Origin of the sequence: Paraburkholderia bryophila, assembly GCF_013409255.1 — a bacterium.
Lineage (GTDB): Bacteria > Pseudomonadota > Gammaproteobacteria > Burkholderiales > Burkholderiaceae > Paraburkholderia.
The window spans coordinates 1,074,196-1,090,303 of the sequence record NZ_JACCAS010000002.1 but is presented as its reverse complement, the minus strand read 5'-3'; the positions used below and the strand labels follow the sequence as shown (position 1 = coordinate 1,090,303).

Annotated in this window: 14 protein-coding genes; 2 read left to right on the top strand and 12 right to left on the bottom strand. The window is 64.6% G+C overall.

Annotated features, from left to right (window positions below; genetic code table 11):
• Positions 1-31 precede the first annotated feature (31 nt).
• From GGD40_RS26070 to GGD40_RS26040, 7 genes are all read right to left on the bottom strand, one after another.
• Positions 32-262 carry a hypothetical protein gene (locus GGD40_RS26070; protein ID WP_179711771.1) on the bottom strand — a complete coding sequence of 77 codons (231 nt, stop codon included), beginning with the start codon at positions 260-262 and terminating at the stop codon, positions 32-34.
• 394 nt (positions 263-656) lie between these two features.
• Positions 657-1,478 (bottom strand): alpha/beta fold hydrolase, encoded by an 822-nt coding sequence (locus GGD40_RS26065; protein ID WP_179711773.1) that lies wholly within the window; start codon positions 1,476-1,478, stop codon positions 657-659.
• A 177-nt stretch (positions 1,479-1,655) separates the two neighbouring features.
• Complete coding sequence (locus GGD40_RS26060) at positions 1,656-4,682, bottom strand: tetratricopeptide repeat protein (protein WP_179745587.1); 3,027 nt, start codon at positions 4,680-4,682, stop codon at positions 1,656-1,658.
• 309 nt (positions 4,683-4,991) lie between these two features.
• A complete protein-coding gene (locus GGD40_RS26055; RefSeq protein WP_179745586.1) occupies positions 4,992-6,311 on the bottom strand; it encodes a DUF3443 domain-containing protein in 1,320 nt (439 codons plus the stop codon).
• 29 nt (positions 6,312-6,340) lie between these two features.
• On the bottom strand, positions 6,341-6,850 hold the full coding sequence (locus tag GGD40_RS26050) for a DUF2844 domain-containing protein (RefSeq protein ID WP_373565422.1): 510 nt from the start codon (positions 6,848-6,850) through the stop codon (positions 6,341-6,343).
• Positions 6,851-7,057: 207 nt separating this feature from the next.
• The gene (locus GGD40_RS26045) at positions 7,058-7,285 is read right to left on the bottom strand and encodes a diguanylate cyclase (RefSeq protein ID WP_373565362.1); all 228 of its coding nucleotides are present in this window, start codon (positions 7,283-7,285) and stop codon (positions 7,058-7,060) included.
• A gap of 33 nt (positions 7,286-7,318) precedes the next feature.
• On the bottom strand, positions 7,319-8,053 hold the full coding sequence (locus GGD40_RS26040) for a FadR/GntR family transcriptional regulator (RefSeq protein ID WP_179711791.1): 735 nt from the start codon (positions 8,051-8,053) through the stop codon (positions 7,319-7,321).
• A gap of 403 nt (positions 8,054-8,456) precedes the next feature.
• On the opposite strand from GGD40_RS26040, the gene GGD40_RS26035 reads away from it, so the two are divergent.
• Positions 8,457-9,788, top strand: a complete 1,332-nt coding sequence (locus tag GGD40_RS26035; RefSeq protein ID WP_179711793.1) for an MFS transporter — start codon at positions 8,457-8,459, stop codon at positions 9,786-9,788.
• A 144-nt stretch (positions 9,789-9,932) separates the two neighbouring features.
• Positions 9,933-11,282 carry a glucarate dehydratase gene (gudD, locus tag GGD40_RS26030; protein WP_179745584.1) on the top strand — a complete coding sequence of 450 codons (1,350 nt, stop codon included), beginning with the start codon at positions 9,933-9,935 and terminating at the stop codon, positions 11,280-11,282.
• A gap of 131 nt (positions 11,283-11,413) precedes the next feature.
• Here gudD and GGD40_RS26025 read toward each other — a convergent pair whose 3' ends face one another.
• The 5 genes from GGD40_RS26025 to GGD40_RS26005 all read right to left on the bottom strand — a co-directional run bounded on the left by GGD40_RS26025 (position 11,414) and on the right by GGD40_RS26005 (position 15,994).
• Positions 11,414-11,875, bottom strand: coding sequence for a hypothetical protein (locus tag GGD40_RS26025; RefSeq protein ID WP_179745583.1), 462 nt, complete (start codon positions 11,873-11,875; stop codon positions 11,414-11,416).
• Positions 11,876-12,066: 191 nt separating this feature from the next.
• Complete coding sequence (locus GGD40_RS26020; protein ID WP_111931168.1) at positions 12,067-12,522, bottom strand: DUF2501 domain-containing protein; 456 nt, start codon at positions 12,520-12,522, stop codon at positions 12,067-12,069.
• Positions 12,523-12,660: 138 nt separating this feature from the next.
• Positions 12,661-14,169 carry an MFS transporter gene (locus tag GGD40_RS26015; protein WP_179747054.1) on the bottom strand — a complete coding sequence of 503 codons (1,509 nt, stop codon included), beginning with the start codon at positions 14,167-14,169 and terminating at the stop codon, positions 12,661-12,663.
• Positions 14,170-14,436: 267 nt separating this feature from the next.
• The gene (locus GGD40_RS26010; protein ID WP_179745582.1) at positions 14,437-14,988 is read right to left on the bottom strand and encodes a GNAT family N-acetyltransferase; all 552 of its coding nucleotides are present in this window, start codon (positions 14,986-14,988) and stop codon (positions 14,437-14,439) included.
• 127 nt (positions 14,989-15,115) lie between these two features.
• A complete protein-coding gene (locus GGD40_RS26005; protein ID WP_179711799.1) occupies positions 15,116-15,994 on the bottom strand; it encodes an NmrA family NAD(P)-binding protein in 879 nt (292 codons plus the stop codon).
• Positions 15,995-16,108 lie beyond the last annotated feature (114 nt).

Genomic DNA, 16,108 nt, shown 5'->3' with positions numbered 1-16,108 from the left:
ACTTCTACGTGGGCAGCCGTCATCCCTGCCCTTATACGTGAACGATTTCCCAATCGCTGAGCTTCTCTGGAATTTCAAGCGAGGAGGTATCGTCGCCTTCGGACAGATGCGGGCAGATCAGACCGCGCGCGAGGTCGTCGGCGGCCTGTTGCGGGCTGGAAAATTCGCCGAGCGTTTCGTTGCCGTAAGTGGCCGCCCAACCATCCTGTCCCGGCAAAATGTAGAACGCTCCCTGGGTCGAGCCAAAGCGAAAGCCTTTCATTTTCAGTCTCCCAATTGCCATTTAAAAACCGCTGTGCCGGTGCGGTTTCGTGCGCGAGGGGGGACCTTCCAACTGCCTGATCGTCCCGTCCAACTTGCCACGACTGCATGAAGCGCCGGCTCTTGTAAAAGAGTCTACGTCAGCAGGTCGCGGCGCAAGCCGTTCTTAGATGGGGCAATCTAACAAAAAAATTCGTTTAAAAATAAAGGCTTGCGTCGTTCATTTTGCGATGTGCAATGCGGGGCGACATTGCGAAATGGCGAATTTGTGCCACGCACCACGATTTTTTACGAAGCAAGTGTTCATGCCACATCGTGAAATTTTCGGGCTTGAGCGCGACACGGGTTCGCGCCGATTCGCCGCGATGCTCAATTTCCAGGCATCGCGAGCGGCCTCAGGGCAGCACGCGGCGCAGAAAACCCAGCAGCACGCGATTGAATTGCCCCGGTCTTTGCAGCGGCGCGAAATGACTCACGCCTGGCAGCGCGATCAACGCCGCACCGGGAATCGTGCGGGCAAGATAGTCGGCGTGTTCCGGTTTGATGAACTCGTCGTGTTCGCTCTGCACGATCGCAACCGGCACGCGGATCCGCGCCAGATCGTCCGCGTTGGTGTTGGGCTGCGTGCGCATCATCTCGCTGACCGCGCCGACGAACGCGTCGAACTCGTCGGGCGTCGCCGATAGTTGCGCGTAGTCCTTGCGATGCCGGCTGAAGCAACGGTCGATCAGCGGTGTCGGCACGAACGGCAGGGTGCCGCTCGGATCCATGTTGCAGCCGAAGAAGAACACGCCCGCCACGCGTTCGGGCGCCTCGCTGGCCAGCACCAGCGCGACGCATGCGCCGTCGCTCCAGCCGGCCAGCGCGGCGCGTTCGAGTTGCAAGCGGTCCATCACGGCCAGCAAGTCGGACGCCATCAGCTCGTAGCGGTACGGTTGCGTGTCGCGTGTGCTGCGGCCGTGGCCGCGGCTGTCGACCACCACCACGCGATACCCCGCGCCGAGCAGCGCCGGAATCTGGTAACCCCAGTTGCCGCTATGGCCGAGGCCGCCGTGCAGCAGAATCACCGGCGCGCCGGCGCCATAGGATGCGTACCAGATTCGCGCGCCTGCGTGCTCGACATGGCCCTGATCGTTCGACGCCGGCAGCGGCGCGGCGCCATGCGCGTCGAACTGGGCGAGGTCGTCGTCGTGCGTGTCGAGGAAGGGGTCGGTCATGGTCGCCTCCGTAGCGTTCCGCCGGAATGGAATCGCAAGGTTGCCACCGGCCGGTCGCCAAAATCAATCGGGCTACGGAATTTCGCTGGAGCGCTGCCGTTGGGGCTGGGGGCAGCGCAAGCGTATGCAGAGAAGGGACTCGCCGGCCGGCGAACCTGAAACGTCGAACCGCTTCTCTCAGCTTCGATACGCCCCCGTCGCGACCGCGCTCGACGGAACGGTCGCCAGCAGATTGACGGCCACCCGATGCGCCTGCGCCCGCTCGTCCCCGCTGAGTTGCGCGCTGACGCGTTGTTCGACGGCGCGGACCGCATCCGCATACAGGGCGTGATGGGGTTCGGCCGCGAAGCTCGCCTGCGCACGCTGAAGCCACGCGTCGCCGAGCGCCTTGTCGCGCATCACGCCGTCGCCCGACAGATAGCGCATGCCGATCTCATACTGCCGCAGCGTGTCGCCCAGCAAGGCTTCGTTCAAGGTTGAGAGAGCAGCCCACGAAGCCAGGCCGGATTCGGTTGCGTCGTTCGAGAGGGGCGCGCGCGAACCGCCGGCCGCACCGGCCGCACCGGCCGCACCGGCAACACCGGCAACACCGGCAACACCGGCAACACCGGTCGCACCCGTCGCACCCGTCGCGACCGGATCGGCAGCAACAGCGAGCCACTGCATTGCGCGGCCATTGAGCGCGTGCACGTCCCCTGCAGCCTGAGCGCGCAGCGCGAGGGCGATGGTTCCCGCGTTGCTTCCGAGCGCAGCGGCTTTGCGATGCCAACTGAGCGCCCGTGCGTCATCGCGCGGCACCCCGTTGCCGGTTTCATACAGATTCGCGAGATCGCTGGCCGCCTCGCCGGAACCGACCGCCGCCGCCTTTTCGAGCCAGCCGCGCGCAACGGTGACGTCTTGCGCGACACCTCGGCCGTGCAGATAGGCCTCGCCGACCATGGCCATGGCGGCCGAACTGGTGTCCGCCGCCCGGTTGGCCCAGGCCAGCGCTTCACGATCGTTACGCTCGCCGCCGAGCCCGGTGAACAGATGCCACGCCAGCGAACTTTGCGCCGAGACGTTGCCCTGCTCCGCCGCCAGGCGGAACCAGTAGACCGCTGCACTGAAGTCGGCGGGGACGCCGCGGCCCAGATCGTACGAGTCGCCGAGCATCGACTGATAGACCGCGTCGCCGCGACTTGCGATACGCCACTGCCAGTAACTGCTGTCGCGCTCCGACGTCGTGTCTGCAATGCCGACGGCCAACCGACGCATTGCGAAGAGGTCGCCGGCCTGCGCGGCGGCGCGGCACCAGCGCTGCGCCAGTTCGGGATTGCGCGGCACGCCGGCGCCGTTCGCATAGGCGAGACACAGCACGCGTTGCGAGGCGAGATCGTTCGATTCGGCGCCGCGCGTGAACCATTTGATCGCGGCCGGCTGATCGGGCGGCATGCCCTGGCCCTTCGAATAGACCGTGCCCATCGCGGTATAAGCCGGCGCGAAGTTTTGCGCGACCGCCTTGACGAGCCACGCCTTGCCGTCGGCTTTGGCCGCGTTTTTATTGGCGTCCTTGCCGCCGTCCGCCTGACGCTCCAGCAGATACAAACCCAGTATGGTCTGCGCCTGAGCATTGCCGGCCCGCGCGGCCGTTTCCAGATAGCGCTGGCCGAGCACCGCATCGCGCGGCACGCCGATGCCGTACATATACTGCCAGCCGGTCTGACGTGCGCCGTCGACGTTGCCGAGATCGGCGGCCTTGCGATACCAGACCAGCGCCTGTGCCTTATCGACCGGCACACCATCGCCGACGAACAGCATCCGGCCCACCATCAGCGTGGCTTGCGGATCGCCGCGCTCGGCGCCGGTATGCGCGAGCCGGAACGCGAGCGCCGGATCTTTCGGCATGCCGAGCCCGGCATCGGCGAGCGACGCCAGATTGAACGCGGCGATGCCGAGTCCCTGGTCGGAGGCCCGCTGATACCACTGCTTCGCTTCGTCGAGATTGCGTGGTTCGCCTTCGCCACGCTGCAGCATGGTGCCGAGATCGTTCTGCGCCGCGGCGAGACCGGCTTGAGCCGCGCCGCGCATCCAGCCGATCGCGGCGTCGAGATCCTTGGGGCCGCCAATGCCCAACCGATACTCAACGGCCAGTTGGAAACGCGCCGTCGCATCGCCTTCCAGCGCGGCCTTGCGATGCCATGCCCGCGCCAGCATCAGATTGCGCGCCGTGCCGGTGCCGCCCGCGTACAGTTCGCCGAGCCGGCGCTGCGCGTAGACCGAACCGCGGCTCGCCGCGTACGACATCAATGCAAAACCCTTTTTCTCGTCACGCGGCACGCCTGCGCCGGCCACGTACAGATCGGCAAGCACCGCGTGCGCCCCGAGATGGCCGCGCTCCGCAGCAGTATTGATCCAGCCCGCCGCGTTCTGAACGTCCTGCTTCACACCGGTGCCGCGCAACAGCGCCATGCCGAGCAGGAACGCTCCGTCGGCATCGCCACGCGTCGCGCCCTGAATGAACCACGTGACGCCGCCTTCGACATCGCGCGGCACGCCCGCCCGGCCGTCGAACAGGATTTGCCCGGCGTTGGATGCGCTGTGCGACGAGCCGTGGTCCGCGGCTCGCACGAACTCGGCGTAGGCCGAGGCGAAGTCGACCGCGCCGCCTTCGCCGTTGTAGTCCATCAGGCCGAGTGTCTCGGCCGCGAGGCCGTCACCCTGGTCCGCGGAGAGCGTCAGCCAGCGCCGCGCGGCGGCGGTGTCTTTCGGCACTCGCGTGCCGTCGCGGTAGAGCGAACCGACCACCCGTTGCGCATTGCGCGAGCCATCCACGGCGGCCTGCTGAAGGATCGCGAGGCCGGCGTCGGACGGCGGCATCGCGTAGCCGAACAGCACCATCTGTCCATAGATAGCGCGCGCGTCGAGATTGCCGGCCGCCGCTTCCGTGCCGCACGACGCGAGCAGTTGCGCTGGCTTGGCAAGCGGCGAGGCCGCCCATTCCTGGCTGGCGCCGAAGCGCAGCGCGCAGGGCGTGGTCGGATCCCCGAACGGCACAAGCGGCAAAGCCGGGAACGGACGCGGCAGACGCGCGGCATCTTGCGCGCCGGCCGACATGGCGCCGACGCCGAGCGGCGCAACGGCCGCCGCGGTCAACGTGAGCGCCGTCAGCAGCGCCGGCAGGAAGGCAAGCCGCCGCGGTGGGTGAAGCAACGCTACCGACTTCACGCTGCGCCTCGTTGCGGCGTTGAATGCTGCGCACATGCGCTCCGGCAGAACGCGGCGAACACGGCGCGTGCGCGCCGGTTCAAAGAGGTCTTCATGGTCATTTTCGGGTGATGAAAAGGCGGGCATTCTGATTAGTCACCTGGCGCCCCATCAACCCTATCGGCACAAAGATGGATAACTTGAGCGTCGGGAGCGATCAGTCCGGCCCGATACGGCGCCCTAAAGAATAAACCCGGCGCGCGGCCGGGTTTATTTCAGTGCTGCGATGGATTCAATATCGCCAACGTTGCGGGCTAAACCTCACGCCGCTCAGCTCGACACGTACGCCACATACGGTCCCAGGCCACCACCCGTCGACGAGCGCCCCGCGATGCCGTAGAACACATGCCGGCCGTAAAAGAACGGCAAACCGAAGTCGAACTGACCGGCCATATAGATGCCGAGGTTGTTGAACGCGTTGTTCCCCGACGCACCCAACGTCGCCGCATTGGCGATGTTGAAGCCCAGCGTCGCGCTAGCCGGACTGGTCGAGCTTAGCGTCGCCGTGCGGCCCACCGTCGCGGTCGGCACGTAATAGCCGCTCGCCGGGTCGCGCGTGATCGTCGTATCCGGGAAGAACAGCACCGTCGAACCGGAATCGAAGAACGTGCTGGTCAGCGTCGCGCCGTTATAAGTCGACGTGAAGTTGCTGTTGATATCCGTCTTGATCAACGTTGCGCTCGTGCCGGCCAACGTGTTGTTGGCCTGCGTGTCGATACCGAACACGAGCGTGCCCTGAGCCGACGCGCTGCCGCTATCCAGCACCTGCGCCATCTCCAGAATCACGCCGTTGTTGTCCTGCGCGAAATACGAAACCGGATTGGCGACCTGGCCGCTGACCGGCACCGTGGTGGCCGTGCCCGCGTTGGTGTAGTAGTGCGTCAACAGCGGCGCGACGGCGCACGCCGAACCGCAGTCCGTCGGGCTCACGCCGATGCCGAGAATGCCGTTCGCGCCCACGTTGGCGGCGGTCGCCATCAGTCGGCCCACCTGGCATTCGGACGGCGCGGCCGTCGTCAGCGCCGGGTCGCCGATCACCTGGATCGGCAGCGTCGAGGCGACCTCGCCCGACAGCGCGAGGTCGACGGTATGCACCGTGCCCCACGTATAACCGCTGCCGAACAAGGCGCATTGGGCGAGCGGCAGGCCGCTTGCCGTTTCAGTGCCGAGCGTGTTGAAAGTCGCGTCCGGAATCACGGAACGCACGAGGCGCAGCCCGTACGAACCCGTGTCGACCAGCACGTTCGGAATCGTCACGCAGTTGGCGGTGGCGTTCGTCCCCGGCGTGCAGAGCTTGATGCTCACCAACGGCTGGTTGTGAATGCCCGTGCCGGTGACCGTCACCGCCATCGTGTTGGTGGGACCCACCGCGGTCGGCACGGCGGACGCGTCGGCCGCGAGCACGTTGGACGTCGAGCTGGTCGACGGCTGGTTCGAGCTGCCGTTCGTCGTTCCGTTCGAGGGCGTGTTCGAATTGCTTCCCGCGGTCGACGAATTGGCCGTCGTGCTGCCGCTGCTGCCACCACCCCCACCGCAGGCGGCCAGACTCAGGCCGAGTGCCGCGGCAATAATCCATGCGATTTTGCGCACTTGTATTCTCTCGATTGATTTCTGTTGATTTACTTGATGTCGTCAGCGCTCAGGCCTTGCGGCAGCGCTTGCGGCAAATAGGCACGACCCACGAAAGAGCCCATGTGCCCACCCGTCTCCACGACCAGCCCCGTCTGACGCACGACGGCGGCGCCGTAGCCGCCGCCTTGGGTGTTGTGCGCGTCGGTGAGTGCCTGGACGTAAGTCGGGAAGTAAGTGGCGAGCAGCGTCTTCAGCGGCGGCATGGTCGGACCTTGCCAGCTCAACGCGAACACGGTGTTCCCCGCCGTGACGTACTCGTTGACCACCGTGCCGGACGGCAGCGTCGTCTGGCTGACGGTGTAAGCCGGCGTCGCCGCATTGGCGCTGGCGTTCGCCGCGAAGCGCGCCACCGCGGCGCCGCCCGGACTGGCCGCGCCCGCGCTGGTGCTGCTGGCCGTCACCGGATACGTTGGCGCGCTACCCAACGCCGCGTAAGCAGGCGCGGCGGCAACGAACGACGCCGCCGCCACCACGGCGATTCCAAATTTACTGGTCATCATTTTTTGGTTTTGTGGAAGTTTTCGGGAAATACGCGCGAGCTTGGCCTCGCGCTCGCGCAGAAATAAGCTTAGCGCGCGGTCGCCGGTTTAAATCCAGCGAACTGAGAAGCGAATCCGCTTCTGTTTGAAATTGAAAGCTTGGCCGAGCGAGGAAACCAGGCTGGACTGATTGAGGAGTAGTGGGGGGGAATCGACGTCGCGCGTTCAGACGGCCAATTGCGCGGTAATCGCGCGCGCCGTCACGCGGTTGCGTCCGGCCGCTTTAGCGGAATACAACTGGGCATCCGCGGCGGCCAGCAATGCGGCTGCGCTGCCGCCTTCAGGCGGCTGGCACGATGCGCAGCCGACGCTGATCGTCACGTGCCCGCTCCGCGTATCCTTGTTCGCGAGTCCTGCCGACTCGACACGTTTGCGGATTTTTTCGGCGACCACGGTCAACACTTCGTCGCCGGTCGCTGAGTCCGGTCAGCGCGTCGGTGGCGGCGACGCGCTGCAAAGCGGCAATGAGGCTTCATGCGCCCGACGCAACCGTTCGCGACTGTTGCTCAGATGCATGCGCATGGCGGCGCGCGCGTCGTCCGCGTCCTGCCGTTCGATCGCGCGATAGATCATCTGATGCTCGGCCAGTACGTTGCGCAAATGCTCGATATGGTCGAGCTCCGCGATTTCGGCGCTGCCCAGGCGCGTGCGCGGACTCACCGAACGGCCCAACTGGCTGAGCACGTCGAAGAAATAACGGTTGCCGCTTGCCCGCGCGATCTGCAAATGAAACTCGATGTCGTGCGCGACGGTGTCGGTGCTGCCGCGTTCGAGTTCCGACTCGAAGCGCGTCAGCGCGGCGCGCATCTGCTTCAGATGCTGGTCCGTGCGCCGCGCGGCGGCGAGCGCGGCCGACGCGGCTTCGACGTCGATACGGAATTCGATGATCGCCATCACGTCCAGCATGCTGGAGAGATCGGCGGCGGGCAATTGCAACGGTTCTTCCGAAGCGGGCGCGAGCACGAAGGTGCCGATCCCGTGCCGGGTCTCGACCACCCTGGCCGCCTGCAGGCGCGAGATCGCCTCACGCACCACGGAGCGGCTCACGGAGAGCTGCTTCATCATGGCGACTTCGGTGGGAATGCGGTCGCCCGGCCGCAACGCGCCGCGGCGGATTTCGTCGGAAAGGGTGGCCACCACCTTCTCAGTTAGGCTGCTCATTTCTGTGGTTTGTCGGCTAATCGGCTGAAAATGCGCACGTTGCGTGCGCGAGAGGTCGTACGACGGGACGGCCCGGCCATCATAGCGCCGCTCGGCGGCACGGACGATCCCGCGATCGAGATCTTAATCTGCCGGTAGGCGGAGATACATCATATTATTGTCATCAGACGTCTTGGTTTTATATTGAGCGCAGTGCGGTCAACCATGGGAAATCTTTGCGAAATCCATGTGGAGTGGCGATTTCAGCGGGGAAGGGTAAACACCTAATTGGAATCGCCGGACCTCTCCATGTAGACTGTCGTCAGACAACGTATCACGCGTTTCTCGCACCTCTGCCTCGCTGCCCGAATGCGCCGCGTTGTGTTCGATCAGGCCACCCAAGTGGCCGATACTGGAGACAACCTTGACCTCAGCTCTTGCCCCGGCCGCGGATCCGCTCGAATCCGCGGTCTCCAAAGTCAAGCGGCACGTATTGCCGCTGTTCCTGATCATGTTCATCGCGAACTACATCGATCGCGTGAACATCGGCTTCGTCAATTCGCACATGCAGACGGACTTGGGCATCGGCGCGGCGGCTTATGGTCTGGGCAGCGGCTTGTTCTTCATCGGCTATGCGCTGTTCGAAGTGCCCTCGAACGTGCTGATGCAGAAGTACGGCGCGCGCGCGTGGCTCACCCGCATCATGGGCACGTGGGGGCTGGTCGCGGCAGCCATGGCGTTCGTCTGGAACGACACGTCGTTCTATGTGCTGCGCTTTCTGCTCGGTGTCGCCGAAGCGGGCTTTTTTCCGGGCGTGGTGTTTTACTTCACGCAGTGGCTGCCGCAGAAAGATCGCGGCAAAGCGGTGGCGGTTTTTCTCGCTGGCTCCGCGCTCGCCTCGGTGCTGTCCGGCCCGATCACCGGCAGCCTGCTGTCGATTCGCGGCTTCGGCCTGCACGGCTGGCAGTGGATGTTCCTCGTCGAAGGCGGCTTCTCGATCGTGCTGTGCGGCGTGAGCTGGATGCTGCTGAAGTCGCGCATTCGCGACGCGTCGTGGCTCACCGCCGAAGAACGCACGGTGCTCGAAACTTCGATCGCGACGGAGCAGGCTGAGCGCGAGGCGCGCGGCGGCGCGCATCTGCCCGCCATGAAGCTGCTGAAGGACCCGCAGATTCTGCTGTTCTGCTTCCTGTACTTCGCGATTCAATTGACCATCTACGCCGCGACCTTCTGGCTGCCGACCATCATCCGCAAGATGGGCGGCCTCTCCGATTTCCAGGTCGGCATGCTCAACGCGATTCCGTGGCTGATCGCCATGGTCGCCATGTACTGCTTCGCGGTGCTGTCGTCGAAATGGCGCTTCCAGCAAGCGTGGCTCGCGGTGGCGCTGGTGATCGCGGCGTGCGGGCTGTTCGCGTCGACGTCGGGCAATCCGGTGTTGTCGTTCGTGGCGATCTGTTTTTCGGCGATCGGCTTCAAGGCGGCGGCTTCGCTGTTCTGGCCGATTCCGCAAGGCTATCTGGATGCCCGCGTGGCGGCCGCGGTGATCGCGTTGATCAACTCGGTGGGCAACCTCGGCGGCTTCTTCGCGCCGGCCACGTTCGGTTATCTGCAGCAGCACACCGGTTCGATTACCGGCGGCCTGTATGGCCTCGGCGTGGCGTCGCTGATCGCGGCGGCGGCCGGCTTCCTGACCCGCGACCGGCGCGTGAATCGCGACGCGTTGCCGGAGCCGGTGCATCGCAACGCGCACTGATTACACGGATCGTTAGCGAGGTTCATCATGGGTCACACCACTTCTTCTTGCCGTTCGCCGGCCGTGTTGAACGCGAGCGCCACGGCGCGCCACGCTGCTCACTCGCCGGCTCACTAACTCACTCACTTACCCAGGCTCAACATCATGTCCACGCAAGCCACTCAATCGAACGCGACGCCGACCGTCACCGAACTGCGCGTCGTGCCCGTCGCCGGTCGCGACAGCATGCTGATGAATCTGAGCGGCGCGCATGGCCCGTTCTTCACGCGCAACATTGTGATTCTGCGTGACAGCGCGGGGCATATGGGCGTCGGCGAAGTGCCGGGCGGCGAGAGTATCCGCAAGACCATCGACGACGCGCGGCCGTTCGTGGTCGGCCAGTCGATCGGCAATTTGCAAGCGATCCTGAACAAGGCGCGCACGCAATTCGCCGATCGCGACGCGGGAGGACGCGGCCTGCAAACCTTCGATCTGCGCACCACCATTCACGCGGTCACCGCGCTCGAAGCCGCGTTGCTCGATCTGCTCGGCCAGCATCTCGGCGTGCCGGTCGCGGCGCTGCTCGGCGAAGGCCAGCAACGCGACGAGGTGGAAATGCTCGGCTATCTGTTCTATATCGGCGACCGCAATCAAACCGATCTGCCGTATGCGAGCGGCGCAGACGGACACGACGACTGGGAGCGCGTGCGCACCGAACAGGCGATGACCCCCGAGGCCGTAGTGCGGCTCGCCGAGGCCGCGCAGGCACGTTACGGTTTCAACGACTTCAAGCTGAAGGGCGGCGTGCTGTCCGGCGACGCCGAAATCGAAGCGGTCACGGCGCTCGCCGAACGCTTTCCGAACGCCCGCGTGACGCTCGATCCGAACGGCGCGTGGTCGCTGGCGGAAGCGGTGCGCCTGTGCCGCGATCAGCACGACGTGCTGGCTTACGCCGAAGATCCGTGCGGCGCGGAAAACGGCTACTCGGGCCGCGAGGTGATGGCCGAGTTCCGTCGCGCGACCGGCTTGCCGACGGCCACCAACATGATCGCCACCGACTGGCGTCAAATGGGCCACGCGATCCAGTTGCAGTCCGTGGATATTCCGCTGGCCGATCCGCACTTCTGGACCATGCAGGGTTCGGTGCGCGTCGCGCAGATGTGCAACGAATGGGGACTCACGTGGGGCTCGCATTCGAACAACCACTTCGATATTTCGCTGGCTATGTTCACGCAGGTGGCGGCCGCGGCGCCCGGCAAGATCACCGCGATCGACACGCACTGGATCTGGCAGGACGGTCAGCGTCTGACGCGCGATCCGCTGCAGATCGTCGGCGGCAAGGTCAAGGTGCCGCAGACGCCGGGCCTGGGCGTCGAGCTGGATATGGAGGAACTCGAGAAAGCGCACGCGCTGTATCAGCAGCATGGTCTCGGCGCGCGCGACGACGGCATCGCGATGCAGTATCTGATTCCGAACTGGAAGTTCGACAACAAGCGCCCGTGCCTCGTGCGCTGATCGGGAAAGCCGGGCCGCTGTCGGCGCGGCCTCGATCGGTGGACTACTCGATGTGGACGCAACGAAAAACGCCGCCGGTTCGAAAACCGGCGGCGTTTTTCGTGGTGCTCGCGTTGCTTAGTCTGCCGCGATTACTGGCAAGCCTTGCCGTGATCCGCGTGATAGCCCTTCGCCTTGGCATCGGCTTCGGACATGTAGGAGCCTTGCTTCGTCTTACCGTAGTACTTGTCGCCGGAGCAGTGGTACACCTTGGTGCTCGTATTGACCCACACCTGGCCGGGGCCGCCGCCCGCTGCCGGCGCGCTGGCCGACATCGCGGCCATCGGCTTCGGTGCTGCCGCGGGTGACGAGGCGGCGGGCGCTGCTGCCGCTGCCGGGGCACTCATCTTGGAAGCCGCTTTCTTGTTGACGCCGCCGTGACCATGGCAGGCGCCCTTCATCGTGGCGCCCGAGTACGAGGTTCCGTCTTTACAGACGGCGCTCACAGCGCCCGATGACATGGCGGACGCCGCCATCGGCGCGCTGGCTTGCGCGAACGCGGCGGAGGATGCGAAGGCGGCGCTCAGCGCGAGAATCAGGAACGGCTTATTCATTTCGTAGCTCCCCAGGATAAGCACGAAGGTTACGTGCGTTCTCCAGAAACGTTAGCCATACCGATTACGTTGACCGCCGTTCGATCGTATGAGGGTATTTGACAATTGAGCCGCCAGACCCGGCCCGGCCCTGTGCTCGCACAGGCCCGCCAGTCGGGCAACGCGAGCCCGCGACGCCGTTCGCGACCGGCTCAAAGCAGGGATTTCCCCTGGGCGAGAATCTTGTCGCAGACCTGTTTGGTGACCTGTTCCTTCAGGCCGCCGCCGCTCAGATCGACCTGCTGGCCGCTGCCGCTGCTGAGGATACCTTTGGCGCCCTGGGTATAACCGCTGTCCGAGGTGGACGAGCCGCCGGGCAGTTTGCTCATTAGCGAGTCTTTCACCGACGACGCGCCGTCGCCGCTGAGATAGTTGTTCTTGATACAGAACTGCAGCACACCCGCGACGTTGCCGGTGCTGCCGGAGGTCACGGATTGTCCCGATAGCGCGCCGCCCAGGCCGCCGAGGCTGCCGAGTCCGCCGCCGGACGATCCGCCCGAATTGCCCTGCTGAAGTAGATTGCCGAGTTGCGCGTTGGCCGCCGAAAGTGGCAGCAACGCGGCGAACAGAATCCCTGCGGTTGCGGCCCGATACGTGCGTGCTTTCATCGTGGGCTCCTTCTGAGGATTTGAAAGAGCTTCTACTATAGGTGCGTTTCGGGGGCCCGACTGTTAAACCTTGGCGACACCCGACACGGGTCGAGAGCGCCAGCAGCATTCGTGCCGCGCCTCGCGCCGCGTTGCAGATCAGCTCTTGCGGAACACCACATGCGAAATGCGTTGCACCAGCAACGCGGCCGCCAGCGCCGCGACGGCCGTGAGCCAGACGCCGATATGAATCGACTGCACGAGCGCATCGCGCGCGGTGTCGATCAGCGCGAGCGTATTGAGCCCTGACGGCTTCATATCCGCGATCAGTTTCAGCCGCGAAGCGTCGTCGATCAGAATGCGCAGATCGACGAAACGCGACTGCCATTGCGACGCGGCCGGCTCGCCGAGCACGCTGAGCGTGCGCGTGACGACATCGCGATAATGATGCTGCACGACAGTCGCGACGATACTCGTGCCGAGCATGCCGCCCACCATGCGGGTGGATTGCAGCAATGCGGTCGTAATGCCGAAACGCTCGCGTCCGGCAATCTCCTGGCCGAACACATTCAGATTATTGAGGATGAAGCCGAGGCCGATACCGACCGCCGCCATCGGCAATTCGATCCATAGGGTCGGCGTATCCGGATTGGCGAAGGCCAGCCCGATCGACGCGAACAGCAGCAGCGCAAAACCGATCGACAGAATCTGCGTGGGCTTCTTCATGTGAATCACGATCCGCGTGTTCACCACACTGCCGAGGGCGATACACGCGGCGATCGGCGTGGCGAGCAGCCCGGCCTGTTGCGGCGACAAACCGAAACCGCCTTGCAGCAGCAGCGGTGCGAAGAAGATCAGCGAGAACATCACGAAGCCCGACAGCATGCCGAGCGTGAACAGCGTGACGAGTTGCGCGTCCTTGAACAGGTCGAGCGGAATGATCGGATGCGTGGCGCGTTTTTCGCACACCAGCAAGGCAATCGCGCCGGCGATCACGCAGACGGCCAGCACCAGATTGCCGGCGGTGAGGCCGTGTTTCGGCACGGCTTCGATCAAGGCCTGCAGACCGCCGAGCGTGGCGGCGACCAGCGCCGCGCCGAGCCAGTCGATCTTCACTTCGCCTTCGTGCGGGCGTTTAAAGCTCGGCAGATGCGCCCAGATGAAATAGAGCGCCGCCGCGCCGACCGGCAGGTTGATCAGGAAGGTGGAGCGCCAGCCCCAGTGTTCGCTCATCCAGCCGCCCAGCGACGGCCCCGCCGCAGTGCCGATGCCGTACGCGGCCGCCATCACGACTTGCCAGCGGACCCGCGCCCGCGGATCGGGGAACAGATCGGGAATCGACGCGAATGCCGTGCCGACCATCATCCCGCCGCCGACCCCTTGCAGACCGCGCGCGATCACGAGGAACAGCATGTCGTTGGCGACGCCGCACAGCACGGATGCCACCGTGAACGTGATGACCGCCGCGATCACGAAGCGCTTGCGGCCGAAGTAGTCGCCGAGCCGCCCGAACACCGGCACCGTCACCACCGACGCCAGCAGATACGCGCTCGCGATCCACGCGTAGTACTCGAAGCCGTGCAGCTCGGCGACGATGGACGGCAACGCGGTGCTGACGACGGTCTGGTCGAGCGCGACCAGCATGTTGACGAGGCCGATGCCGAGCATCGCGAACAGGGCGTTTCGGAAGGGCAGGGCAGCGGCGGTCGGATTCACGGATCGGGGAGAAAGGAGCTTGTCAGGTCGACGTCGCGCGGCGGGACGCACGTCACGACAGAGGTTTGACGACCTGAGTCCTCTAGATGTCTGACCTCTGGAGCGGCGATTATACGGGTTATCCCTTACATGAAACTATTCGCCCGGACAGCAGGGGCAAAAAATGCCGCACCTGACGGTACGGCATGGCGATCATGCGACACAAAGCGCTAGTCCAGTTCAACTCCGGCGATCGCCCTCGAGCAATCCATAAAGCGCGCTGTCCGACACTTCATCGCCCACGATCCAGCGTTCGCGCAACAGACCTTCGCGGACAAAGCCGAGCCGTTCGAGCAAACGCGCCGAGGCGGTATTGCGAGGATCGATATCCGCTTCGAGCCGCCGCAAACTCAGCGCGCCGAACGCATGCTCGATCACCGCCGATGCGGCCTCGCTCATGAAGCCGCTTCCCCAATGCCGGCGCTTCAGACTGAAGCCGATCTCCGCGCGGCGGCATTGTTCTTCGACGTGGAAAAGATCGCAACTGCCGAGTACTTCTCCAGTCGATTGCAGTTCAACCATGCGAACGAAATCCTTGCCTTCGGCGGACGCTTTCACCAGCCGCTCCATGCGTTCCGTTGCCTCTTCGAAGCGGGTCATGGTGGGAAACGAGAAATAGCGCATGGCTTGCTCGTCCGACCAGATGGCGAACAGGGCTTCGGCGTCGTCGAGACGAGGTGCTCGCAGAATGAGACGCGGTGTGGTTAGCGTAATCCGCTCGGTAAATGGCATAGGGAGTCAAGAGAAGTGGCCTTTGCGGCGAGCCCAGATAGTAGCCGAGGCGAGCCGCGTTTTTTAGTGCTCGCCGTCGATTCATTTCACTCGCGTTATCGCAAAGCGCCGCTTCTCCGATTGATGCTTAACCCTTCGCCCAAGCCGCTGCCGTTTCGAACGCAAAATCCCGATACGACCTCGGCTGACGCCCCAGCAATGTCGCCAGCCGTTCGACCTCCGCCGTCGACGCGGCCGCGCCGTCCTGCTGATAGCGGCTCATCATCAGTCGCATGTCGTAAGCGAGCCAGGCCGGCGCCACTGCCTTCAGACGTTGTTCGAGCACGACGAGATCGTCGCCGCCATAACGCACGCTACGTCCCAACGCATCGGCCCAGATGGACGTCACGGTCTCCGCGTCGATCACATCCGGGCCGACGAGTTCATACGTCTCGCGCGGCAGACGGTTCGCCGACCGCTCCCGGCGGAGCAATTCCAGCGCGGCCGCTTCGCCGATATCGCGCACGTCGACCATCGAAATACCTTTCGCGCCGATCGGCATGCCGTACACGCCGTGCGTGAGCAACGGCTCTTTCTGACGCACGTCGTTCTGGATGAAGTACGCGGGGCGCAGCACCGTCGCCGGGATATCGAGGTGCTCGATCATGCGCTCGACCGTGTGCTTGCCGGTGAAGTGCGGCACGTCGACATATTCCGCGCCCTTGAACACCGACAGATACACCACGCCCTTCACGCCGGCTTCGCGCGCCACGCTGAGCGCCTGCAGCGCTTGCGTCAATTCGTCCGGCGCATTCGGCGCCAGCAGGAACAGCGTGCTGACGCCTTGCATCGCGCGCCGCAAGCCGTCCACGTCGGACAGGTCGCCTTGAACCGCGCTGACGCCTGCGGGGAATTGCGCTTTTTCCGGTGAACGGGTCAGCGCGCGGACTTCGACGCCGCCGCCGTTCAGATGCGCGAGAACCTGCTTGCCGATAACGCCCGTGCTGCCTGTAACGAGGATTGCCATGATGTGCTCCTTGGGTTGGATGGGCTGCGATCAGCCCGTGAGATGAACAATAGTCGTTCCATCTGGTCGCCGAAAGTGCAAAAATCCAGACACCTCGTCTCATATTTGGAACGA

Bases quoted from the DNA above. Each gene is read 5' to 3' on its own strand.
- GGD40_RS26015 (WP_179747054.1), bottom strand. From the start codon at position 14,169: ATGCTCGGCATCGGCCTCGTCAACATGCTGGTCGCGCTCGACCAGACC.
- GGD40_RS26005 (WP_179711799.1), bottom strand. From the start codon at position 15,994: ATGGCAATCCTCGTTACAGGCAGCACGGGCGTTATCGGCAAGCAGGTT.
- GGD40_RS26025 (WP_179745583.1), bottom strand. From the start codon at position 11,875: ATGAATAAGCCGTTCCTGATTCTCGCGCTGAGCGCCGCCTTCGCATCC.
- GGD40_RS26010 (WP_179745582.1), bottom strand. From the start codon at position 14,988: ATGCCATTTACCGAGCGGATTACGCTAACCACACCGCGTCTCATTCTG.
- GGD40_RS26050 (WP_373565422.1), bottom strand. From the start codon at position 6,850: ATGACCAGTAAATTTGGAATCGCCGTGGTGGCGGCGGCGTCGTTCGTT.
- GGD40_RS26040 (WP_179711791.1), bottom strand. From the start codon at position 8,053: ATGAGCAGCCTAACTGAGAAGGTGGTGGCCACCCTTTCCGACGAAATC.
- GGD40_RS26070 (WP_179711771.1), bottom strand. From the start codon at position 262: ATGAAAGGCTTTCGCTTTGGCTCGACCCAGGGAGCGTTCTACATTTTG.
- GGD40_RS26065 (WP_179711773.1), bottom strand. From the start codon at position 1,478: ATGACCGACCCCTTCCTCGACACGCACGACGACGACCTCGCCCAGTTC.
- gudD (WP_179745584.1), top strand. From the start codon at position 9,933: ATGTCCACGCAAGCCACTCAATCGAACGCGACGCCGACCGTCACCGAA.
- GGD40_RS26020 (WP_111931168.1), bottom strand. From the start codon at position 12,522: ATGAAAGCACGCACGTATCGGGCCGCAACCGCAGGGATTCTGTTCGCC.